Consider the following 22,630-nt stretch of genomic DNA (forward strand, 5'->3'; position numbering starts at 1 on the left):
GGCCGGTACGACCCGGCCCGACGTACCCTGCCCGCCCGGTGCGACACGCTCCGACCCGGCCCCGCCGCGGGCTCAGCCCATGCGGTCGAGGTCGGCCTCACGCACCTCGTGGACGAGCGGCTCGCCCGCGCGGAAGCGCTCCAGCTCGTCGACGACGATCGCGCCCTGCGCGAGCCGGCCCTGCACCGTCGCGGCGGCGTGGTGCGGCGTGAGGAGCACGTTCCGCAGGCGGCGCAGCGGGTGGTCCTCGGGCAGCGGCTCGGCGTCGTAGACGTCGAGCGCGGCGCTGATCCGCCCGCTCGCGAGCTCCTGGACGAGCGCGTCCTCGTCCGTGAGCCACGACCGCGCGGTGTTGACGAGCCCGGCGTGGTCGGGCAGGAGCGCGAGCTCGCGCGCGCCGAGCAGGTGGTGGGTCTCGGGCAGCACGGGTGCGTGCAGCATCGTCACGCGGCTCGTCGCGAGCAGCTCGTCGAGCCCGACGAGGGTCGCGCCGAGCGCGGCGCCGTCGGCGGGGGAGAGGGTCGGGTCGGCGACCACGACCTCCGCGCCGAGCGCGCGCAGCATCGCGATCGCCGCGCGCCCGGTGCGCGACGCCCCGACGACGCCGACGCGCGTGCCCGCGATCTCGTACCGCGGGGGTGCGGCCTCCGCGTCGGCCCACGGGACGCCGTCGTGCAGGGCGTTGTGGAACGCGGGGACCTGGTGGAGCAGCGCGAGCGCGAACGTCACCGAGACCTCGGCCACCGGTCGCGCCATCGCCTGGCCCGCCTGCGTCACGCGGACCCCGCGCTCCCACAGCGCGGGCGTGACGAACGGCTTGACGGAGGCGCCCGTGTGCGCGACGAGCCGCAGGCCGGGGAGCCGGTCCAGGAGGTCCGCGTCCAGGGGCGGCGTGCCCCAGGAGACGACGAGCGCGTCGACGCGCTCGCGCGTCGCGGGGCTCAGCCGGTCGAGCGCGGCGCCGAGCGCGCGCGGGTCGTCGACGACGTCGAACGGTCCCGCGCCCGCCAGGCGCTCCCACACGTCGGGGGCGAACAGCTCGGTGCGCAGCCACGGCGCGACCGCGACGACCGCGCGGGCCGCCCCGGTACCCGGGCCGGGCCCCGCGACGGTCTCCGTGCCGGGCGCGCCGGTCACCGCAGCCAGTCCTCGAGGTGCTCCGCGACGAGCGCGTCGTCCGCGGCCGCGAGCCACGGGTACGACGCCGTGACGCGCGTCAGCTCGTCGGCCTGCCCGGGGGAGAGGGTCTCCTCCGGGTCGAGGCACCAGATGCCGTCGAGCAGGCCCTGGCGGCGCAGCACCTCGTGCACGCCCGCGATGACGCCCGCGAAGTCGTGCGCCGCGTCGAAGACGGCCGCGTTCGCGTCGGTGAGCCCGGCCGCGCGCGCGGTGAGGGTCGCGAGGGCGGCGGCGTCGGGCACGGTGGCCCCGCCGTCGGGACCGACGCCGTGCGCGGCGTGCGCGAGGGCCAGCGTCTCGACCGCGCCCCGGGTCCAGACCGCCCACTGCCCGAGCAGGCCGCCCACGAACCGCGCCGTGAAGGTCGAGGTGCGGCCCTCGGCGTCGGTCACCGGGACGTCGAGGCGCTGCGTGAGGTCGGCGACGATCGCGTCGTCGTTGCCCGTGTACAGCGCGATCTCGTCGCCGCGACCCGAGGCGGCGACGCCGCGCAGCACGTCGAGCGTCCGGTAGCGGTGGAACGGCGCGGCCTTGATCGCGACGACCGCCTCGATCGACGCGTACTCGCGCCAGAAGCCGACGGACAGGCGCGGGCCGCCGATCGCCTCCTGGAGGTAGAACCCGATGACGGGCAGCACCTCGCCGACGGCGCGGGCGCGGTCGAGCAGCACGCGCTCGACCTCCTCGCCCGAGCCGGCGAGACCGGGCACGCGCGGCGCGAGCAGCACCGCGTCGTAGCCGAGCGACGCCGCGAGCTCCGCCTCCGCGACGGCCTGCCGCACGTCGCCGGCCGCGCCCGCGACCTGGACGAGCGGGCGGGGCCCGGTGTGCAGCGAGCCCGCGGGCGCGTCGCCCGCGACCGTCGCGCGCGACACCTCGGCCGCGAGCTCGAGCACGGGCCGCAGGAGCCCGTGCTCGCGGATCTCGAACTGCGTCGTGTGGACGCCGACGGCCACGCCGCCCGCGCCCGCCGCGTGGTAGTACCGCGTGAGCGCGCGCTGGCGGCGCTCGTCCAGGCGGCGGTCCGCGTCGAGCGCGAGGGGCTGGGCCGGGATGACCGTTCCCGCGCGCAGGAGCGCGGCGACGTCGTCGGCGAGGCGCGGGGTGGCCGGCGCCGCGGCGGGGGTGGTGGGGGCCGTCATCAGAACGCCCCGTCGCGCACGGCGAACTTCGTCGGCTTGCCGCTCGTCGGCAGGCCGGCCGCGAGCCACTGCGCCTGCCAGTCCACGAGCGTGCGCAGCGGCACCTGCGGGTAGCCGAACAGCTCGTGGCAGCGCGTCGCGTCGTTGAGCAGCGCCGTCGGGGCGGGCTCGCCCGTGAACGACACCTCGCGGTCGAGGCCGCGGCCGAGGAGCTCCGCGAGGCGCCGCACCGACGCCGTCTCCGGTCCGGTGAGGTTGATCGCCGTCGCGGGCGACGACGCGAGCGCGAGCGAGCGCAGCGCGACCTCGTTCGCGTAGCCCTGCCACACGACGTTGACGTGCCCGGTGGTGAGGTCGACGGGCTCGCCCGCGAGGATCGGCGACGCGACGTCGAACAGGACGCCGTAGCGCAGGTCGACGGCGTAGTTGAGGCGGATCGTCACGACCTTCGTGCCGCGCGAGAGCGCGGCGTGCTGGAGCACGCGCTCGCGGCCGAGGCAGCTCATCGCGTACTCGCCGACCGGCCCGACGGGGTGCTCCTCGGAGCACCCGCCCGACTCGACGGGCACGAGCGGGTAGACGTTCCCGGTGGAGAACGCCGCGATGGTCGAGTCGGCGTAGCGGCGCGCGACGTCGTGCACGAGGGCCGCGTTCGCGGCCCACGCGAGCGACGGCGCGGACGACGTGCCGAACTTGGCGCCCACCATGTAGACGACGTCCGCGCCGTCGGGCAGGGCCGCGAGGTCCGCGTCGGGCGCGAGCAGGTCGGCCGCGACGACGTTCACCCCGGCGTCGCGCAGGCGGTCGGCCTGCTCGGGGTCGGACCACCGCGAGACGGCGTGCACGGCGTCGCCGGTGCGCCCGGCCGTGTCGAGCGCCCGGCGGGCGAGGACGGTGAGGCTCGGGCCCATCTTGCCGCCCGCGCCGAGGATGACGAGGTCGCCCGAGCGGGCGGCCAGGTCCTCCACGAGGGCGGGGGACGGCGTCGTGAGCAGCTCCTCGAGCTCCGCGACGGACGTCGGGGCCTTGAGGGCGGCGGTGCTGGTCTGCGTGGTCATGTGGTGAGTCATCCCTTGATGCCGGACGAGGTGACGCCCTCGACGAAGAAGCGCTGGGCCACGAGGTACGAGGCGAAGATCGGAACGAACGAGATGGTGGCGCCCGCGAGCACCATGTTGAGCGGCACGTCCTGCTGCTGGAGCGAGGCGATGCCGACGGTCAGCGTCCAGTGGTCGGTGCCCTGGCCGATGATGAGCGGCCACAGGAAGTCGTTCCAGTGCCACAGGAAGACGAACGTGCCGAGCGTCGCGAGGATCGGCTTGCACAGCGGCAGCACGATGCGCAGGAAGATGCGCCACTCCGAGGCGCCGTCGAGCTTCGCGGCCTCGAACAGCTCGTCGGGCAGGTCGAGGATGAACTGCCGCATGAGGAACACGGCCTGCGCGTTCGCGAGCGTCGGCAGGATCAGGCCCCAGTACGTGTCGAGCCCGCCTGCCTGCGCGATGAGGATGAACGTCGGGATGAGCGTCACGTGGTACGGGACCATGACCATCGCGAGGAACGACCAGAACATCGCCTCGCGCCCGGGGAACTTCTTCTTCGCGAACGCGTAGCCGGCCATCGACGCGAGCAGCAGCACCGCGACGACGGACACGACGGAGTACACGAGCGTGTTGACGAGCCAGGTGCCGATGTTGCCCGCGCCGAGCACGCGGCCGTAGGCCTCGGTCGTGAGGTTCGTCGGCAGGAGCGACGCGGGGAAGTCGATCGCGGCGGCCGGCTTCAGCGACAGCACGACCATCGCGTAGAACGGGAAGATCGTCACGACGGCGGCGAGCGAGAGCACGGCGTAGCGCAGCACCTTGCCGCGCAGCGACAGGTCGCTCGCGCCCTTGCGGCCGCGCCGGCGGCGGGTCGCGGTGGGGCGCACGGGCATCGCGGCGCCCTCGAGCACCCGCCCGGTGGTGGTGGGGTCGACGGCGGTCACTTGTCCCTCCCGATGGCGTAGCGCTGGATCAGGGCGACGACCAGCGTGACGACGAACAGCGCGACGCCGAGCGCGCTCGCGTAGCCGAGGTCGAAGTACTTGAAGCCCTGGTCGTAGATGTAGAAGACGAGGTTGTAGCTCGCCCGGGCGGGCCCGCCCGCCGTCATCACGTAGACGAGGTCGAAGATCTGGAACGACGCCGTCGTCTCGATGACGGCGAGGAAGAACAGGGTCGGCTTGAGCTGCGGCGCGATGATGTGCCAGAACCGCTTCCACGGCCCGGCGCCGTCGATCGCGGCGGCCTCCTCGAGCTCGCGCGGCAGGTCCTGCATGCGCGCGAGGAGGATGAGCATCCCGTAGCCGAAGCGCGACCAGATCGCGACCATCGCGAGCGCGGGCAGCACGAGCAGCGTGTCGCCCAGCCAGGAGTCGGTCGAGAACCCGAGCGCCCCCATGAGTTTCGACCACGGCCCGTTCGTGGAGAACACCCACGTGAACACGGTCGCGGCGAGCACGAGGCTCGTGACCACGGGCAGGAAGAACACCGAGCGGTAGAAGCCGGAGCCGCGGAACGAGCGGCGCACCATGAGCGCCATGAACGTCGAGATCGCGAGCGACACGGGGACGATGAGCACGCTCAGCACGACCGTGACGCGCAGCGCCGACCAGAAGATCGGGTCGTCGACCATGCGCCGGAAGTTCTCGACGCCCGTCCACTCGGCGCCGACGCCGATGGTGTAGTCGAAGAAGCTCAGCGCGACGCCGGCGATCGCCGGACCGAAGCGGAACAGCAGGAACAGCAGGAACGCGGGGAGGGCGAACAGCAGGCCGATCCTCGCCTCACGGCGCTCCAGGACGCGGCGGGTCGTGCCGCGCGAGGGCCTCGACGGCGTCGGGCGCCGGTCGGGCCCGTCGGCGGTCAGCCCGTCCGAGGTGGGGGCGGTCGCGGTCATGGGTTCTCCTCTCGTACCGCGAGGTACCGCGGCGCGGGCAGCAGGGGGACGGCTGCCCGCGCCGCGGCGTCGGTCAGCCGAGCAGCGGGTTCGCCGCCGCGGCCGCGTCCTTCAGGGCCTGCTCGGGCGTCTTCTCGCCGATGAGCGCGGCCTGGAGCTCCGGGGCGAGCACGCCCATGACCTCACGGGACTTCTCGTTGACCTCGCCGGCCGTCGTGTACTGGAGCGTCTCCTCGAGCGCGGACAGCACCGGGTCGTCGGCGTAGAGGCCCGACTCGCTCTCGTACGGCGAGAACCAGCCGGCGGCCTTGGCGTACTCGGCGCTCACCTCGGGCGAGGTCGCGAACGCGGCCCACTTGCCCGCGGCGTCGAGGCTGTCGGCCGTCTTGAGCACGGACAGCGAGCCGACGGTGCCGAACGCGACCGCCTCGGCCTCCTTGAGCGGCGGGAGCACGACGACGTTCTCCTCGCCCCAGAAGCCCGCGACGTCGGCCGGGCCCTGCTGCCAGGTGCACGCGATCTTGCCCTTGGCGGTGTTCGTCTGCTCGAACGCGGGGATGGTCGTCAGCAGGTCCTTCTCGATGTACCCGCCCTCGGCGAGGTCGACCGCGAACTGCAGCGCCTCGACGCCCTCGGGGGAGTCGAACGCGACCGACGAGCCGTCCTCGGAGAACACGGACCCGCCCGCCTGCCACAGCAGCGGGTAGAAGGACTCGTTGAGCGTCGCGTCGACCGAGCCCCAGTAGTTGGTGACGTCGTAGCCGGCGGCCTGGAACGTCGGCGCGAGCGCCATGAGGTCGTCCCACGTCTCGGGGTAGTTCCCCGCCTCGCCGACGGCCTCGAACGCCGCGGCGTTGCACACGAGCGGCTTGCTGTTCATGATCAGCGGCGAGCCGAGCATCGCGCCGTCGACCGTGACGGCCTTCGACGCGTTCTCGCGCAGGTCGCCCACCTGGTCCGTGACGTAGTTGTCCACGGCGGCGAGGGACTTGCCGTACTTCGGGATCTGGTCCGGGATGAGGTAGACGACGTCGGGGCCCTTGTTGCCCGCGATCGCGGTCGCGAGCGTCTCGTCGCGGCCGGCCCACGGGTAGATCTCGACCTTGACGTCGACGTCGGGGTTCTCCTCCTGGAACGCGGCGACCTGCTCGTCCCAGAAGGCCTTGTGGGCGGCCTCGTCGGCGATGACGGGGTAGGTCCACATGGTGACGGAGCCGGACGCGGCGCCGTCCTCGGGCGTAGGGGTGGAGCTGCCGGCGCCGGCACCGCCGGCGCAGGCGCTCAGCGCGCCGAGCGTGCCGACCGCGAGCGCGGCGGTCCAGAGGCGCTTCGTCGTGCGCAGGGTCATCGACGTGTCTCCTTGGTGAGGTCCCGCCCGGGTGGGCGGGTGGGGGTGGGGGTGCTGCTGGGCGGTGTGGTGCTGTGGTGGTGCGGTCGTCGGGCCCGGCGCGTCAGCGCGCCGGGACGTCGACGACGGTGCGCCGGTGGCGCGACTCCTCGGCCGCGAACACGGCGAGGTGGCTCTGCAAGGACTCGACGGCGCCCGACCGGACGTGGCTCGGGTCCCCCGTCGCGACGGCGCGCACGAACGCGTCCATCACCCCCGAGTCGCCGCCGCCGTGGTCGTCGGCGGCGTTCGTGGCGCCGTGGTGGCCGCCGTCGTGCACGGTGACGCTGCCGTCGCGGAAGTCGGTCACGCGGACCTTCTCCCCGTCGCCGTCGAGGCACCCGTGGGTGCCGAAGATCTGGGTCTTGCGGTGGTCCTGCTCGGAGAACGCGGTCATGGTGAACGTCGCCGCGCCGCCGCCCTCGAGCTCCATGGCGACGACCTGGTGGTCGACGACGTCGTTGTCCGAGGCGTAGACGCAGCGGCCGTAGTCGGTCGTGCGCAGCGCCTCGACGACGCCCGCCTCGTCGGTCGCGTCCGTGATGACGGAGACCGGCCAGATCGGGCCCTTCTCGCGCAGCGTCGACAGGTAGAGGCGCGGCGCCGAGTACGGGCACGTCGGCTCGAGCGGGCAGTCCAGGCAGCGGTCCGCCGCGCCCGCGGGCCGCTCCTCGGGCCGGAAGTGCTTCAGGGAGCCGAAGCTCGCGACCGTCGCGATCCGCTTGCCCGTGACGTAGCGGATCCAGTCGAGGTCGTGGCTCGACTTCGCGAGGAGCATCGGGCTCGACGTCTTCTCGGAGCGCCAGGGGCCGCGCACGTAGGAGTGGGCGTCGTGCCACCAGCCGACGGGCTCGAGGTGCTGGACGTTGACGATCTCGCCCAGGACGCCCGAGTCGACGACGGACTTCACGAGGTCCGTGTACGGCATGTAGCGCATGACGTGGCAGACGCCGAAGAGCACGCCCGACGCCTCGACCGCGTCGACGACGTCCCGGCACTCCTCCGGGCTCGGCGCGAGCGGCTTCTCGACGAGGATCGCGTACCCCTGCGGCGCGAGCGCGACGACGGGGTCGCGGTGCTCGCGGTCCTGCGTCGCGACGATCACCATGTCCGCGAGCCGGCCCGTGCCCCCTGCGGCCCGGTCGGCGTCGCCCGCGGCGACGAGGTCGCGCCAGGTCGCGAACTCCGCGACCTGCGGCCGCGCGGCACCCGGGTCGGCGGGGACGTCGGCCTGGGCCGCGACGGCCTGGTCGACGACGAGCCCGCGCTGGTGCGCCCGAGGGTCGGCGACGGCGACCAGACGGGCGCGCTCCGGGTGCTCGGCGATCCAGCGCGCGTACGTCTGTCCGCGGTTCCCGGCGCCGACGAGGGCGACGGTGACAGGCTGGGGGGTGGGGGTCACGTGTGCGGTCCTTGCTCCGTTGCGATGGTCCTGCGGGGCGGGGGTCTCCCGCCCCTGGCAGGCCTCATTTGCTATTTGCTATAGCAAGCCTGCCATGCCGATGTTACGCCAGATCGGCGCTCGTGTTAACTCGCGCACGACGCGATGCGGAGTTGTGACCTTTCGTGCCGGTCGTCGAGGGGTGCCCTGGTGCGCCCGTGGTGGTCGGCCTGGCACGGGGTCGGGGAGGCGGCTGCGGGTCTACCATCCGCGCTGCTCGTGCCTCGCGGCGCTCCCGCCAGGCCCGCCACGACCCGCAGCCGCCTCCCCGACCCCTTTGTCGTCTCACCTCCGCGCGGCGAGCGCCGGCCTCTCCTCCGCGCTCCTCGTCGTCCGGCGACGAGGAGCGCGGAGGAGAGGCCGGGTGCTGCCGACCCTCGGGTCAGACGACGAGGTTGCCCGTCGTGACGACGCGGTCGCCGTCGTCGGGGAACGCCGTGCGGGTGACGCCCTGCTCGACGTTGCCGCTGTGGAGGACGAACGAGTCGCCGCCCAGGGCGGACGGTGCGAGCGCCAGGGTCCCGCCCGCGAAGGTCGAGCCCGTGGCGGACCAGCTGTTGATACCGGCGTCGAGGTTCACGTGCCCAGTGTCGCCCGACGGCGCGGTGCTCCGGACGCCGTCCAGCGCCCACGTGACCGGCTTGTCCGCCTTCGCCCGGCGCAGGAAGCTCCCGCCCGCGGGCTTGCCCTCGAGCCGGGCGCCGCCGTCGAGCCGGACGGTCTGCTCGGCCGCGCCCGCCGCGACGACCGCGACGTTGCGGAGGACGCCGCCGCGCACCGTGAGGTCGCCGCTCACCGTCACCGTGCCCTCGCCCTCGGCCGCCTCGAGCGTGCACGTGTCCAGCACGACGGGGCCCTTCCCGGCAAACGACGCGTTCTTCAGCCCGTTGAGGGTCGTGCGCACGAGGTGCACCGGGTTCGTGACGTTCGCCTGGGTGATCGCGGTGTCCGGCAGGACCGCGAAGCGCGACCCCTCGATGACGTTGGGCCGCTTCGACAGCGCCGAGGCCTGGGAGATGATCAGCGTGTCGTCGGCCTGGCAGCCGCGGAGCTGCACGCCGTCGGCGTTGACCCACAGCATCCCCGAGCCCGCGAGGCCGTCCTTGCGGATGACCTGCACGTCCTCGAGCGTGAGGTCGGTGACCTTGACGCGCGCGACGAACCACGAGCACACGTGCCGCGTCACCGTGATGCGCTTGGCCGCGCCGCCCCAGGCCGCGCCCGAGTTGGCGAACGTCATGAGCCCCGAGTTCCCCACGTACGTGAGGTCGTGCTCGTACTGGCCGTGCGTGACGAACGGGCCCTGGTCGTCGCCGTCGCCGTGGCAGTTCTCCACGAGCCCGTACGACGACGCGGTCCAGTCGTTGAGGTGCCTCGCGTTGGTCGTGTGGCAGTCCACGACGTGCCCGTAGTTGCAGTAGATCTGCTGCGTCAGGTAGCCCGCGCCGCCCCACGTGACCGACGCCGGGTTGGTGAGCGAGCAGCCCGCCGTGCGGAAGAGCGTGCTCCAGCGGCGCATGACGAGCGGCCAGAACGTCGCGACGCCGTGCACGTTCTCCACGTCGCAGCGCACCGCGTACTCGTAGGCGATCGGGTGCGAGCCCGTGTACTGGTCGCCGTCGGGCCGGCCGCGGAACGCGAGGTTGCGCACGTGCACCTGCTCGACGGGCTCCACGCGCGTCCACGTGAGCGTGCGGCCCTTCGCGAGCGACCAGCCCGCCTTGTAGTTGACGCGCACGTGGGTGGCGTCGACGATCTGCGTGATCTGGACGAGGCGCTGCAGCTCGCGCTCCCACCGGCCGGCGAGCGCGTTGACCTCGACCGCGTACCACTGGCCCACCTCGAACTGCGAGGAGTCCGCGACCTCGTAGTCGTCGCGCAGCTCCGGCATCGTCGCCGTGAGGGTGTTCTTCCGGACGTCGTCCGTGACCTTCCCGCGGAAGAACAGCACGGCCGCGAAGGGGTCGTCCTGCCCGGCGTCCTCGATGCCCTCGGTCGTCATGAGGTGGTTGCCGAAGTCGAGCTCGAGGTTCGAGCGCGTGAACGTGTGGCGTCGCGTGAAGTTGAGGTCCGTGTGCGCCTCGATGCGGGTGACGCTCGGGTCGTTCACGAGGGCGTCGAGCGCGTCGTCGGCGGGGTTCTCGGGGCCGAAGAGGCCGAACCAGCGGAAGTCTCCGGTGCCGGTGTGCAGGGTGTGCCAGCGGCCCTTGCCTCCTGCGTCGGTCGGGGCGAGGACGGTGCCGCCGTTGGCGGCGGCGGTGGACCTGGCGTCGTAGCGGACGAGGCGGGCGGCGCCGTCGCCCGGGGTCGCGTGGCCGAGGAGCTGGGCGACGGTGCCGTCGTCGAGCTTCTTGGCCTTCCAGCCCGTGAGCTCGGCGACGGTGGCGGCGACGAGCACCTCGGCGTCGGGCTTGTCGTCCTTCTTCGCCGCGAGCGGCGCGCCGACGAGGGGCGCCGCGTGGGCGCTGCCGCTGCCGAGGGCGACGGCGCCCGCGGCGAGGGAGGCGATGCCGGCGACGCGCAGCAGGTGGCGCCGCGAGGGCGGCTGGGCGGCCTCGCCCGGCGCGGCCGTCGTCGGCCCGGTCGTGGTCTCGAGGGTCATGGGGGTGTCCTTTCGTCGGCCCGGCGCGACGGCGCGGGTGTCGGTGGGGAGGCGGGAACAGGGTGCCCGGGCGTCGCCCGGGCGGGTCACACGGTGAGGTTCGCGTCGACGAGCACGCCGTCGCCCGCGGTCGGCAGCCCCGCGCGGTCGACGCCGGTCTCGACGTTGCGGGCGTGGAGGACGCGCACGCCGTCGGGCAGGTCGAGGCGGCCGCCCGTGAACCGCGACCCGGTCGCGGCGTAGCGGTCGCCCGCCCGCAGCGCGACGTGCGCGGTGCCGTCGGCGGCCCGCAGGTCGGCGCCGCGGAGCGCGACGTCCACGGCCCCCGCGCCGGTACCGCGCGAGACGAGGGCTCCGGCCGTCGTCGTGCCGGCGGCCCGGACGCCGTCGAGCACGAGCCGCTGGTCGCGCGCGCCGCTGAGCCGCACGCCCACGCCCTGCCACGACCCGCCCGTGACGGTGACGTCCGCCGAGCCGAGGTCGACGGGCGCGGCCGGGGCGTCGTCCGTGCCGCCGACGAGCTCGCAGTCGGTGAACGTCACGGGGCCCGCACCGCGCAGGATCGTGCCGTCCACGCCGGTGAGGCGGGTGCGCACGAAGTGCACGGGGTTCGTCACCGGCGTCTGGTGCAGCACCGACCCCGCGGGCAGCGCGAACGCGCAGTCCTCGACGACCGTCGGGCGCCGCGACAGCGACGACCGCTGCCCGACGGCGAAGAAGCCGGCCGTGCAGCCGCGCACCTGCGCGCCGTCGGCGTTGATCGTCAGCGTGGCCTGCGGGTCGAAGGTCGAGCGCGCGACGACGTGCACGTCCTCGAGCGTGAGGTCCGTGATCTTGGTGCCCGCGACGAACCACGAGCACGTGTGGTGCTTGACCGTGATGCGCTTGGCCGCCGTGCCCCACTGGCCGCCCGAGTTGGCGATGTCCATGAGCCCGCTGTTGCCGACGAACACGAGGTCGTGCTCGTACTGGCCGTGGGTCGTGAAGGGGTTGCCGCCCTGGTCGTCACCGTCGCCGTGGCAGTTCTCCACGAGGCAGTACGCCGACGCCGTGAGGTCGTTGAGGTGCCGCGCGTTGTGGCTCGTGCAGTCGGAGACCCGCCCGTACAGGCAGTAGATCTGCTGCGTGAGGTAGCCGGCGCCGCCGTAGAACACCGTCGGCGGGTTGGCGACCGAGCACCGCTCCGTGACGAAGTGGGTGTTCCAGCGCCGCATGATCACCGGCCACCACGTGCGGTGGCCGTGCACGTCCGAGACGTCGCAGCGCACCGCGTACTCGAACGCGACGGGGTGCGAGCCGGTCATCTCGCGGTCGTCGGGCAGCTCGCCGTTCGCCGGGCCGTCGAAGGGCCCGGAGCCGTGGAACGTCATCGCGCGCACGTGCACCTGCTCGACGGGCTCGACGCGCGTCCAGGTGAGCACGCGCCCTGCGGGCAGCTCCCAGCCGTTCTTGTAGTCGACGCGCACGTGCGTCGCGTCGAGCACCTGCGTGACCTGGACGAGGCGCTGGAGCTCGCGCTCGTCCCCGCCGCCGCCCGGGCGCTCGTCCGAGCGCAGCGCCCACCACTGCCCGACGGCGAACGCGCCTGCGTCCGCGACCTCGAAGACGTCCGTGAGGTCGGGGAGCGTCGCGGCGAGCGTGCGCTGCTGCGTCTCGTCCGTCACGCGACCCTGGAAGAACAGGACCGCGCCGAACGGGTTGTCGTGGGCGTTGCGCTCGATCCCCTCCGTCGTGACCGTGCGCCCGCCGAAGTCGAGCTCGAGGCTCGAGCGGGTGTAGGTGTGGCGCCGGGTGAAGTTGAGGTCCGTGCGGGCCTCGATACGGGTGATGCTGGGGTCGTTCACGAGGGCGTCGAGGGCGTCGTCGGCGGGGTTCTCGGGGCCGAAGAGTCCGAACCAGCGGAAGTCTGCGGTGCCGGCGTGCAGGGTGTGCCAGCGGCCGGTGGCACCGGCGTCGCCGGGGGCGAGGACGGTGCCGCCGTTCGGGGTCGCGGTGGACCTCGCGTCGTAGCGGACGAGGCGGGCCGCGCCGTCGCCCGGGGTCGCGTGGCCGAGGAGCTGGGCGACGGCGCCGTCGTCGAGCTTCTTGGCCTTCCAGCCGGTGAGCTGCGCGACGGTGGCGGCGACGAGGACCTCGTCGTCGGGCTTGTCGTTCTTGCTCGCGGGGAGCGTGCCGGCGAGGGGCGCCGCGTGCGCGCTGCCGGCGCCGAGGGCGACGGCGCCCGCGGCGAGCGAGGCCATGCCGGCGACGCGCAGCAGGTGGCGGCGCGAGGGTGACACCGCCTCGGCGGTCATGGGGTCGGTCGCGCCGGAGCTGATGGGCGCGGGGCGGGTCTGGGATCGGGGAGTGGACAACGGGGGCACCCTTCGTGACGTCGGGAGGACGCCGTGCGGGCGGGCGACGCGGTGGCTCCGGCGGCCCGGGGCTGCGGGGTGTTCCGGGGGAGCGGTGCTGCGGGGGTCGTGCGGTTCCGGTGCTGGGTCGGGGGTCAGCGGGTTCGTGCGCGTCGTTGCGACGGTGAACCGGACACTCGGAGAGTAGCGGGATGCTATGGCATCGTCAAGAGCAATTGATCGAGCATCCACGCAGGTCAGATCGCTGTACCGCCTCGAAAAATGCCATAGCAACTGCCTTCCCACGGGAGCGCACGTGCCGACGACGCCGAGGTAGAGCCGTGGTCGCGCGAGGTAGAGCCGTGGTGGCGTGACCAGGGCTCTACCTCGGCGGACCGGGGCTCTACCTCGTGGGGTGGGTCAGCAGGTCAGAGGTAGTCGCCGGGCCAGTGGAAACCCACCCCGGCCGCGGCGGCGTCGCGGAGGTGCGCGACGACGTCGGCCGCCGCGCGGACGGGCCGGAGCATCCCCGTCGTGTCGGTCGCGACGACGGGCGCGTCGAGCACCGCGGCGGCGAAGCGGTCGGTCAGGGCGTGCGCGGGGAGGCGCACCTCGACGGCGGGGGCGCCGTGCAGGTGCGCGCGGTGGAGCGTGGTGCGAGCGAGGGCGTCGACGACGTCGTGCGCGCGGTCCGAGGCCGGGTCGACGCCGAGCTCGCGGACCTTCAGCACGTCCGGCTCGGGCTCGAGGACGAGGTAGCCCACGACCTCCCCGTCGGCGGCTCGTGCGGTGAGCACCTCGGCGCCGGAGTACCAGAGCGGGATGCGCTGCTCCCAGTGCTCGGCGGTGCGTCGGGTCGCGAGGGGGCGTGGCCCGTCCGCCACGGTGTCGAACGCGTCGTGCAGCACGGCGAGCTGCTCCCACCGCAGCGCGACCGACCACGCGGGCCACGGGACGCCGGGCAGGCGGTCGGTGCGGGTCCGCACGGGGGCGTCGCCCACGAGGTCCGACGGCGCGGCATCCGTCGGGAGCCCGTCGTCGTCGAGGTCGTCGTGCCCGGGGTCCGGCTCGTCGACCGGACGCGGCGCGCCGCGCCGGAGCGGCACGTCGAACGCCTCGAAGCCGCTCGACCGGTAGACGTCCGGGGTGCCGGTGAACAGCAGCGCGACGTCCGCGCCGTCCCGCTCCATCTGCTCGACGGCGCGCGCGAGCAGCGCGCGGACGAGGCCCCGGCCCCGCGCCTCGGGGGCGGTCGCGACGTTCGCGACCCCGCCCGCCCGGAGGATGCCGCCGTCGGGCCCGCCGAGCTCGCGCGGGGTCCAGTACACCGAGCCCACGACGCGGCCGTCGCCCGGGTCGACGGCGACGTGCGTGCGGCCGAGCCGGCCGTCGTCCGTCTCGTAGACCGGCACCATGAGCGGCGCGTCGAACGCGCGGCCCCACAGGGCGTAGAGCGCGGGTACGTCGTCGGGCGTGGCGGTGCGCAGGTGCATGGCAGTCCAGGGTCCGGGCCGGTGTTGACGGGATGCTATAGCAAAAGTAGGGTCGCGGGACGACCGTCGGCGTGCGACGCGGCGGACCGTGCGGGCCGGGCTGGGCGCGCACGAACGCCCCGGATGGCGGCGGTGCCGCCATCCGGGCTCCTCCTGCGAGAGCGGGGCGTCAGCCGTTCGCCGCGGCGGGCTCGGCCTCGTCGTCCGTGTGGCTCGCGAGGCGCGCGGCCGCCTCGCCGATGTGCTCGGCCATGACGCGCTGGGCCGTGCCCGGGTCGCCGCCCGCGATGGCGTCGACGATGAGGTCGTGGGTGCGCGCGTGCGCGACGCGCGCCTCGGGCTCGAGCGCGGCGTTCGCGGCGCGCAGGAAGCCGGTGATGCGGCTGCGGAGCTGCGCGTTGAGCGTCATGAGCATGCGGTGGTCGGCCATCTCCCAGAGCTGCTCGTGGAAGCGCCGGTCGAGCTCGAAGACGCGGGCGTTGCTGCCCTTCTCCGCCGCCTGGACCATCTGCTGGACCGTCTTGCGCAGCTTCGCCTCCTTCGCCGGGTCCCAGGCGTCCTGGACCCGCACGACGGCGAACTGCTCCAGCAGGGTGCGCAGGCTGGAGATCTCCTCGAGGTCGCGGCTCGTGAGCGCGGCGACGCGCGCGCCGCGGTGGGGGAGCCGCTCGACGAGGCCTTCCTGGGTCAGGCGCGTGAGCGCCTCGCGCACCGGGATGTGGCTCGTGCCGAGGCGTTCGGCGAGCTTGCGCTCGACGAGCCGCTCGCCCGGCGCGAGGTCGCCGCTGAAGATCGCCTCGCGCAGCTCGACCGTGACGCGGTCGGCGACGTTCTGGTCCGGCACGCTCTTGAGCGCCATGGTTTCTCCGTGGTGTCGTGGGGGCGGCGGGCTCGGATCGTCGAGGGTCGGGCGCCGCTGAAGGATAGCGGCCACGGTGCCGTCCCGGGGGCGTCTCGACAAGACAACATGCTATAGCATCGGCACTCCCGAGCCCAGAGGAGGTGCGATGGTCGCCCTGCACACGCGGGCCCCCGTCCCCGCGTTCGTCGGCCTGGCCGGCGTCGCCGTCCGCGACGTGACGCCCGCCCCCGGTATCCGGGCGCGCAACTGGGGCCCGGCGGACTGGGACGTCTCCGAGGGCGCCCACCGCGCGATGACGCTGACCGCCGTGGCGCTCGCGGAGGAGCGCTCCGGCCCCGGGGTCGCCGAGCCCTTCGTCCTCGTGACGATCGACGGCACGTGGTGGCGCCGGGTCGACGACGAGGCGACCCTGCGCGCGACCGTCCTCGACGCGACCGGGCTGCCCGTCGAGCGCCTGCTCGTCTCCCTCTCCCACACGCACGCCGGGCCGGTCCTGTGCTCGGGCGACGCGGACCTCGCGGGCGGTGACCGCGGCGTCGCCTACCTGCACGACCTCGCGCGCGCAGCGGCCGACGCCGCCGTGGAGGCGATCGCGGCCCTCCGGCCCGCGACCCTCGAGTGGACGACCGGCCGCTGCGGCCTCGCGTCCAACCGCGAGGCGCTGCTCGACGGCTGCGCGGCCGGGGACGCGGGCACGACCGCGGGAGCCGTTGCGGAGAGCACGCCGCCCCGGCCGCTCGTCGGCTTCAACCCCGACGCCGGCACCCCGCGCTCGCCCGGCGCCGACCCCGCGGACGACACGGTCGTCGTCGGGCGCCTCACCGCGCGCCCGGCGTCCGCCGGGGAGACGCGGCCCGACGGCGCCGCGCCCGCAGGCCAGGACGTCACCCTCGCGACGATCGTCAACTACGCGTGCCACCCCACGACGCTCGCCTGGCAGAACCGGCTCGTCTCGCCCGACTACGTGGGCGCGATGCGCGACCTCGTCGAGCGCGAGACGGGCGCTCCCGTCGCATTCCTGCAGGGTGCGTCGGGCGAGCTCGCCCCGCGCGAGCAGTACACGGGCGACACCGCCGTCGCGGACCGGCACGGCACGTCGCTCGGCCACGCCGTGCTCGCGGCGCTCGCGGAGCTCCCGCCGCCGGGCACGGAGCTGGAGCTGACCCACGTCGTCGAGTCCGGCGCGCCGCTCGCGGTCTGGGAGCCCGCGCCGTCGGCCGCGCTCGCTGGCACCGGCACCGGCACCGGTGCCGACGCCCGGCCCGACGCGCGAACCCTCGCCGCCGTGGCGGAGCCCGTCGCCCTCGACCTGCGCGACCTCCCGACGTGGGACGAGCTCGAGGCCGAGTGGGCCGACATCGACCCGCGCTCGCGCGAGGAGCGCCTGCGCCGCGCGCGGAACCTGCGCGACGGCTACGTCACCGGCCCGACCGTCCAGCACCCCACGTGGGTGTGGCGCGTCGGCGAGGCGCTGCTCGTCGCGCACCCGGGCGAGGCGTACTCGCGCCTCCAGCGCACGGTGCGCGCCCACGCCGGGACGCGGCCGGTCGTCGTCGCGAACCTCACCAACGGGCCCGGCTTCGTCTACCTGCCCACCCGCGAGGCGTACGACGTCGGCGCCTACCAGGCGTGGCAGTCGCCGCTCGCACCGGGCTCGCTCGAACGCCTGGAGCGGCACGCGTGCGCCGTCGTCGACGACGTGCTCGCCGACGCCGCCGCCTGGCCCCCCGGCGGAGCGGCACCCGCCGCACCGACGTCCGCCGCGCCCCCGACCCGTCCCGTCCCCGAGGAGGACCAGTGACCACCCCCGCCCCCGACGCCCCGCGCGTCCCGCTCGCCGTCGTCACCGGGGGAGCGGCCGGCATCGGCCGGGCCGTCGCCGAGCGCCTCGCGACCGACGGCTTCCGGGTCGTGTGCGCGGACGTCGTGCAGCACGACCTCCCCGCGCTCGACCTCGGCGCCGTCCCCGACGCGCCCGGGCTCGTGTGGGCCCCGCTCGACGTCACCGACCACGCCGCCGTGCGCGCCGCGTTCGACGACCTCGCCGCGGCGTTCGGCGGGATCGACGCGCTCGTCAACAACGCGGGCATCCAGCGCCACCGCGCGCTCGAGGACCTCACGTGGGACGAGTGGTCGGCCGTCGTGGACGTCAACCTGCACGGCGTCTTCGCGTGCCTCCAGGCCGCGGGCCGCCACATGCTCGCGGCGGGCCGGGGCGCCGTCGTCAACATCTCGTCCGTCTCGGCCCGCGGCTCCGCCGGCCGGGCCCCGTACTCCACGACCAAGGCCGCCGTCATCGGGCTCACCGCGACCGCGGGCGCCGAGTGGGCCGCCCGTGGTGTGCGGGTCAACGCCGTCGCGCCCGGGTACATCGACACGGGCGTGTTCCGCCAGGGCGTCGCGCAGGGCACGCTCTCGGAGGAGACGATCCTCGCGCGCATCCCCGCGCGCCGGCTCGCCCAGCCGGAGGAGATCGGCAACGCGGTGAGCTGGCTCGTGTCCGACCAGGCCGCGTACATGGTCGGGCAGACCGTGTACGTCGACGGCGGGTTCCTCGTCGACTACGGCGTGCCGCTCGCCAAGAAGCCGGAGTGAGCGTGGGGTCCGCCGCGCGCGTCGTCGCCGTCCGCACCGCGACGACGGTCGTCCCGCTGCCGCAGCCGCTGCGCCTCGGCGCGATGACGGTCGAGCGCCGCGAGTACGTCGGCGTGCGCGTCGTCGCCGAGACGGACGACGGCCGCACCGTCGCCGGGGAGTCGTACGCGCTCACGCGCGAGGCACCCATGGCCGAGCTCGTGGACCGGCTCGTCGCCCCGCACGTGGTGGGCCGGGAGGTCGTCGCGTCCGACGGCGTCGCAGCACGTCAGAGCGTCGGCGCCGCCTGGGACGCGACCCTGCGCGGGTCCGCGATCGTCGGCCGCGTGGGCCTCGTGCGGCGCGCGATCGGCCTGGTCGACGTCGCGCTGTGGGACCTCGCGGGCCGCCTCGCCGGTCGTCCCGTGTGGTCCCTGCTCGACGACGGCCCGCACCTCGCGGGGTCCGCGGAGCCGGGTGTCGGCGGCGACGACCGGGACGTTCCGGCACGTGCCGTCGCCGGGAGTCCCCGCGACGTCTCATCCGGGGCGGCCGTCGCAGTGCCACGCCCCGCGATCCTCGTCGCCGCCTACCCGACGCCCGGCCGCACCGCACGCGACGTCGCGGACGAGGTGCTCGCGCACGCGCGCGCCGGCTGGCCGCTCCTGAAGATCTCGCGCTCGCCCGACCGCCTGCTCATGCGCGACCTGCTCGCGATCCTGCGCGCCGAGCTGCCCCACGTCACCGGTCGCCCGACCGTCGCAGGCCGCAGCGGCGTCGTCGTCGACGTGGGCTTCGGCTGGCGCGACGCCGACGAGGCGCTCGCGGACCTCGACGCGTGGGGCGTCACGGGTGCGGCGGGGGAGAGCGCGCCCGCGCTCGCGTGGCTCGAGGACCCGCTGCTGCCCGAGGACGCGGCCGGCGCGGCGCGCGTCCGCGACGCGTCCGGGCTGCCGCTCTCCGTGGGCGACGAGGTCACCGACCCCGAGGTCTTCGCCCGGCTCGACGCGCGGGGCGCGCTCGACGTGCCGCGCGTCGACGTCGTCGCGATCGGCGGCATCACGGCCGCCGACCCGCTCGTGCGCGCGTGGGCGGCGCGGGGGAGGATCGTGTCCAGCCACGTGTACCCCGAGGTGAGCGTGCACCTGGGCGGAGCGGCGGGCATCGGCGTCGAGACGTTCGACCGCTCGCCCGCGGGCAACCCCTACGACCCCGCGCCGCTGCTCGTGCACGGCGGTCCCGTGTTCGACGGCGGCCACGCCACCCCGCCCGACGCGCCCGGCCTGGGCTTCACGCTCGACCCCGACCGCTTCGACCTGGAGGCGACCCCGTGACCGGACCCACGGACGGACCCGCGAGCGAGCGGCGCAGCGTCGTCGTCACCGGCAGCGGCAAGGGCATCGGCCGCGCCGTGGCCGCGCGCCTCACCGCCGACGGGTGGACCGTCGTCGGGCTGGAGCGCACCCCGGGCTCGGGGACGGTCGAGGAGGGGGCGTGCGCCGCCGTCGTGCTGGGGGACTCGCGCGACCGCGAGGCCCACCGCGAGGCCGCGCGGACCGCGCGCGACCTCGCGCCGCTCGCCGGATGGGTGAACAACGCGGGCATCACCGTCCGCACGCCGCTGCACGCGCTCGCCGACCCGGAGCGGGCGGCGCAGGTCGAGCAGGACGCGCGCGACGTCGTCGAGATCAACGGTCTCGGCTACCTGTGGGGCTGCGCCGCCGCCGTCGAGGCGTTCACCGACCAGGTGAGCGGCGGGTCGATCGTCAACATCGGCTCGATCCACGGCCGCGCGGCGTTCGCCGACCACGCCGCCTACGAGCTCACCAAGGGCGGCATCGACGCGCTCGCGCGCTCCGTCGCCGTGACGTACGGGCGGTACGGCATCCGCGCCAACACCGTCGCGCCGGGCGGGGTGCGCACCCCGCACCTCGACGCGCAGATCGCCCGCGCGGCCGACCCGGCCGCCGAGGAGCGCGCCCTCGCCGAGGGCCCGCCGCTCGGCCGCATCGCCGAGTCCGCCGAGATCGCCGCGCTCGTCGCGTTCCTGCTGTCCCACGAGGCCGGCTACGTGTCCGGCCAGTCGATCGCGGCCGACGGCGCCTGGACCGCGTCGTTCGGCAACCCGCCCCACGACCCCGACCTCGACGCGCGCTACGGCCTCGCCTGACCCGGGCACACGAACCCGACGAGCCCGCAGCGTTCGGCGCGAGAAGTGAGTCGTGGCCCCTGGCAGGCCGGCGACAGCGGCCATTTCTCGCTTCTCGTCCCGTCGTCGCGACGACGACCGAGCGGACTGCCCACGGCCCGCCGAGCGCTTTTCTTATGCCCGCCGAACGCTCATATAATGGTGATCGGTCAACTGGACATCTGGACACCTGTCCAGGGTGCTGTCCCGGCGTGCGGATACCGCTGGGCGACGGCGCCACGACCGCAGCCAGGGCCATCAGGGCCCGGCGTGACGACATCGCGGGGCGAGGGCGCCACAACCGGTGCCCGGTCCACCTGTGCCCGTGCCCGGCGAGGCGTCCAGCGCTGAACGCTCCCGCATGACGCACGCGACCGTCCCGCCCGGCAGGGCGCTCATGTGGGAGAGGAGCACACTGTGTCCAACATCGAGACCGCCGTCGAGACCGAGCGCCGCGATCGCAAGACCTCCCTGCGCTTCGGGCTCGCCGCAGTCGCAGTCCTGGGTATCGGGGCCGCGGCGACGAGCGCCTCGTGGACCGACCAGGCGTGGTTCACCGGCAGCGCCGGGGTCGCCCAGGTCGAGCTGCAGGCGAGCACCGACGGCACGTCGTGGGTCGACGCCGACACCGTCGGCGACGGGGTGGCCGTCGCGATCGACGAGGCGGCGTTCGCTCGCATGAACCAGGGGGAGACGCGGCAGGTGACGCTGCATCTCAAGAACTCGGGGTCGGTCGACCTCAGCCTCAGCGGGCAGGCCGAGGTCAGCGCCACCGGGTCCCTGTTCGAGGGGTCCGATCCGGCCAGCGCGACGGTCAGCGTCCCGGCCGACGTGCTGTTGTCCCCGGCGGAGACCACGACCGCGACCCTGACGATCACGACCCCGGAGGACTGGGACCCCTCGTACCAGGGTGCGACGGGTGCCCTGACGGTGTCGTTCACCGGCGTCAGCCAGGCGTAGGCGTCGGCTGCCTGCGCTCGGCGCGACGGCTGGGGAGGCTCGGGATCTGCCCAGCCGTCGCGCTCGGTCCTACGTAGTGGTGGAGGTGATGATCCTTGCGCGCGCTGAAAGCCCTCGCTGACGTCCTGGTGTGGACGCTGGCTGTGATCGGCGTGCTCTGCGGCGCCCTGTGGGCTGCCGGCCAGGCAGGCCTGGTCCAACCTCTCGTCGTGGTGTCAGGCTCGATGGAACCGGCGATCATGACCGGCGACCTGCTCCTGGACACCCCCGTGCCGGTGGAGCAGGTCGAGGTCGGCGACGTCGTATCCCTGCCGAATCCGGTCACCGGGGTGCTGGTCACCCATCGCGTGATCGACATCGCCCAGCAGGAGGACGGCACCTGGCACGTCCGGATGCAGGGCGACGCGAACGACACCGAGGACGGCGGCGCCTACGTCGTCACCGACGACACCGTCCTCAGCCCGCGGTGGCAGGTTCCCGGCGGTGGAGACTTCATCACCCGCCTGACCCGCCCGAGCACGGCCGTGCCGCTGCTCGTCGCCCTGGCCGCGCTCCTCGCGCTCAGCCGGATGCCCGCCGCGCGCACCGAACACGAACCCGCACGCGACCGGCGCCCCAGCCCCCAGCCCTCGCGGAGCGAGCCGTGAGCCGGACCCTGCGACGGCTCGCGGGCGCCGCCGCCACCCTCCTGGCGTGCCTGCTCCTCGTGCAGGTGACCGCTCCCGCCACGACGGCCGCCTGGACGGACGGCGCCACGTTCTCCGCGACGGCCACCGCACGCGACTGGTCGACCGGGAACGGCTGCGAGATCGTCAGCGACGCGTCGGGCGAGGTGGTCGGCAGCTGTGAGGTCTCGGCGGTCGACGTCGCGTACGAGTGGGGAGACCCCGGCGTGGACGGGTACGTCCGTGACGGCGGGATGGTGTTCACCGTCGAGGTCGACGGCTACCAGGGCGCGGAGGGGACCTCCGCGCGCATCACGGTCGACCTCTCGCGCGTCACCGGCACGACGCGGTCGTGGCCGTGGGCCGAGGGCACCGTGCGCATGTACGACGGCGTCGTCGACTCGTGGGACGCGCCGCTGGTCACCTTCACCACGCACGAGTGGCACCCCTCACCGTTCCAGGGGCAGTTCACCGTCGGCGCCTAGGCCGGGGCGTCAGCCCTTGACCATGCTCGCGCGGGTGATGAGGCCGTCGCGGACCTCGAACGTCGCGATGGTCTCGCCGGTGCCGTTCGACGTCGTGACGAGCTCGCGCGCGACGAGCCAGCGGTCGCCGAACGTCACGGACGCGTCGATGACGCAGTGCAGCGCGGTGTCCTCGAACCGGCTGGCGTAGAACGCGCGCAGGGCGTCGCGGCCGACGATCGGCTCGGGGGTCACGCCGCTGACGACGGCGTCGGGCGCGTAGGTCGCGCAGAAGCCGTCGAGGTCGCGGACGTTGAAGGCGTCGACCTGGGCGGTGACGACGGCGGACGGGGACGTGCTCATGGGTGCCTCCTCAGGCAGGGGTGGGCGCGGTGTGCGG

At 74.5% G+C, this 22,630-nt stretch carries 19 protein-coding genes; 7 read left to right on the plus strand and 12 right to left on the minus strand.

Annotation, left to right across the window (positions count from 1 at the left end):
* Window positions 1-72: 72 nt before the first annotated feature.
* From ACPCUX_RS08060 to ACPCUX_RS08110, 11 genes are all read right to left on the minus strand, one after another.
* Entirely contained in the window at window positions 73-1,137 is a 1,065-nt protein-coding gene (locus ACPCUX_RS08060) for a hydroxyacid dehydrogenase (RefSeq protein WP_423388511.1), read from the minus strand.
* Window positions 1,134-2,321: a dihydrodipicolinate synthase family protein gene (locus ACPCUX_RS08065; protein ID WP_423388512.1), complete on the minus strand. Its 1,188-nt coding sequence runs from the start codon at window positions 2,319-2,321 to the stop codon at window positions 1,134-1,136. Before ACPCUX_RS08065 ends, ACPCUX_RS08060 begins: the two co-directional genes overlap by 4 nt.
* Window positions 2,321-3,379 (minus strand): NAD-dependent epimerase/dehydratase family protein, encoded by a 1,059-nt coding sequence (locus ACPCUX_RS08070; RefSeq protein WP_423388513.1) that lies wholly within the window; start codon window positions 3,377-3,379, stop codon window positions 2,321-2,323. Before ACPCUX_RS08070 ends, ACPCUX_RS08065 begins: the two co-directional genes overlap by 1 nt.
* A gap of 8 nt (window positions 3,380-3,387) precedes the next feature.
* The gene (locus ACPCUX_RS08075; protein WP_228485232.1) at window positions 3,388-4,308 is read right to left on the minus strand and encodes a carbohydrate ABC transporter permease; all 921 of its coding nucleotides are present in this window, start codon (window positions 4,306-4,308) and stop codon (window positions 3,388-3,390) included.
* Complete coding sequence (locus tag ACPCUX_RS08080) at window positions 4,305-5,261, minus strand: carbohydrate ABC transporter permease (protein WP_081895826.1); 957 nt, start codon at window positions 5,259-5,261, stop codon at window positions 4,305-4,307. The genes ACPCUX_RS08075 and ACPCUX_RS08080 overlap by 4 nt, the downstream gene beginning before the upstream one ends.
* Window positions 5,262-5,334: 73 nt before the next feature.
* On the minus strand, window positions 5,335-6,609 hold the full coding sequence (locus ACPCUX_RS08085) for an ABC transporter substrate-binding protein (protein WP_034652420.1): 1,275 nt from the start codon (window positions 6,607-6,609) through the stop codon (window positions 5,335-5,337).
* 103 nt (window positions 6,610-6,712) lie between these two features.
* The gene (locus tag ACPCUX_RS08090) at window positions 6,713-8,050 is read right to left on the minus strand and encodes a Gfo/Idh/MocA family protein (protein ID WP_423388514.1); all 1,338 of its coding nucleotides are present in this window, start codon (window positions 8,048-8,050) and stop codon (window positions 6,713-6,715) included.
* A 421-nt stretch (window positions 8,051-8,471) separates the two neighbouring features.
* Window positions 8,472-10,691, minus strand: a complete 2,220-nt coding sequence (locus ACPCUX_RS08095) for a peptidase C14 (protein WP_423388515.1) — start codon at window positions 10,689-10,691, stop codon at window positions 8,472-8,474.
* Window positions 10,692-10,777: 86 nt separating this feature from the next.
* A complete protein-coding gene (locus ACPCUX_RS08100; protein ID WP_423388516.1) occupies window positions 10,778-13,045 on the minus strand; it encodes a peptidase C14 in 2,268 nt (755 codons plus the stop codon).
* A gap of 407 nt (window positions 13,046-13,452) precedes the next feature.
* Window positions 13,453-14,517, minus strand: coding sequence for a GNAT family N-acetyltransferase (locus ACPCUX_RS08105; RefSeq protein WP_423388517.1), 1,065 nt, complete (start codon window positions 14,515-14,517; stop codon window positions 13,453-13,455).
* Window positions 14,518-14,686: 169 nt separating this feature from the next.
* Window positions 14,687-15,376, minus strand: coding sequence for a GntR family transcriptional regulator (locus ACPCUX_RS08110; protein ID WP_086149077.1), 690 nt, complete (start codon window positions 15,374-15,376; stop codon window positions 14,687-14,689).
* A 148-nt stretch (window positions 15,377-15,524) separates the two neighbouring features.
* On the opposite strand from ACPCUX_RS08110, the gene ACPCUX_RS08115 reads away from it, so the two are divergent.
* From ACPCUX_RS08115 to ACPCUX_RS08145, 7 genes are all read left to right on the plus strand, one after another.
* Complete coding sequence (locus tag ACPCUX_RS08115; RefSeq protein ID WP_423388518.1) at window positions 15,525-17,180, plus strand: hypothetical protein; 1,656 nt, start codon at window positions 15,525-15,527, stop codon at window positions 17,178-17,180.
* A complete protein-coding gene (locus ACPCUX_RS08120) occupies window positions 17,177-17,974 on the plus strand; it encodes an SDR family NAD(P)-dependent oxidoreductase (protein WP_085388495.1) in 798 nt (265 codons plus the stop codon). Before ACPCUX_RS08115 ends, ACPCUX_RS08120 begins: the two co-directional genes overlap by 4 nt.
* Window positions 17,971-19,287: an enolase C-terminal domain-like protein gene (locus tag ACPCUX_RS08125; protein ID WP_423388519.1), complete on the plus strand. Its 1,317-nt coding sequence runs from the start codon at window positions 17,971-17,973 to the stop codon at window positions 19,285-19,287. Before ACPCUX_RS08120 ends, ACPCUX_RS08125 begins: the two co-directional genes overlap by 4 nt.
* The gene (locus ACPCUX_RS08130) at window positions 19,284-20,123 is read left to right on the plus strand and encodes an SDR family NAD(P)-dependent oxidoreductase (protein ID WP_423388520.1); all 840 of its coding nucleotides are present in this window, start codon (window positions 19,284-19,286) and stop codon (window positions 20,121-20,123) included. Before ACPCUX_RS08125 ends, ACPCUX_RS08130 begins: the two co-directional genes overlap by 4 nt.
* Before the next feature lie 435 nt (window positions 20,124-20,558).
* Window positions 20,559-21,101, plus strand: coding sequence for a DUF4232 domain-containing protein (locus ACPCUX_RS08135; protein WP_423388521.1), 543 nt, complete (start codon window positions 20,559-20,561; stop codon window positions 21,099-21,101).
* A gap of 95 nt (window positions 21,102-21,196) precedes the next feature.
* A complete protein-coding gene (locus ACPCUX_RS08140; RefSeq protein WP_423388522.1) occupies window positions 21,197-21,748 on the plus strand; it encodes a signal peptidase I in 552 nt (183 codons plus the stop codon).
* Window positions 21,745-22,251 (plus strand): hypothetical protein, encoded by a 507-nt coding sequence (locus ACPCUX_RS08145; RefSeq protein WP_423388523.1) that lies wholly within the window; start codon window positions 21,745-21,747, stop codon window positions 22,249-22,251. Before ACPCUX_RS08140 ends, ACPCUX_RS08145 begins: the two co-directional genes overlap by 4 nt.
* Window positions 22,252-22,260: 9 nt before the next feature.
* Here ACPCUX_RS08145 and ACPCUX_RS08150 read toward each other — a convergent pair whose 3' ends face one another.
* On the minus strand, window positions 22,261-22,593 hold the full coding sequence (locus ACPCUX_RS08150) for a nuclear transport factor 2 family protein (RefSeq protein ID WP_021482951.1): 333 nt from the start codon (window positions 22,591-22,593) through the stop codon (window positions 22,261-22,263).
* Window positions 22,594-22,630 lie beyond the last annotated feature (37 nt).

This window comes from Cellulosimicrobium sp. AB352 (genome assembly GCF_049538415.1).
GTDB lineage: Bacteria > Actinomycetota > Actinomycetes > Actinomycetales > Cellulomonadaceae > Cellulosimicrobium > Cellulosimicrobium funkei.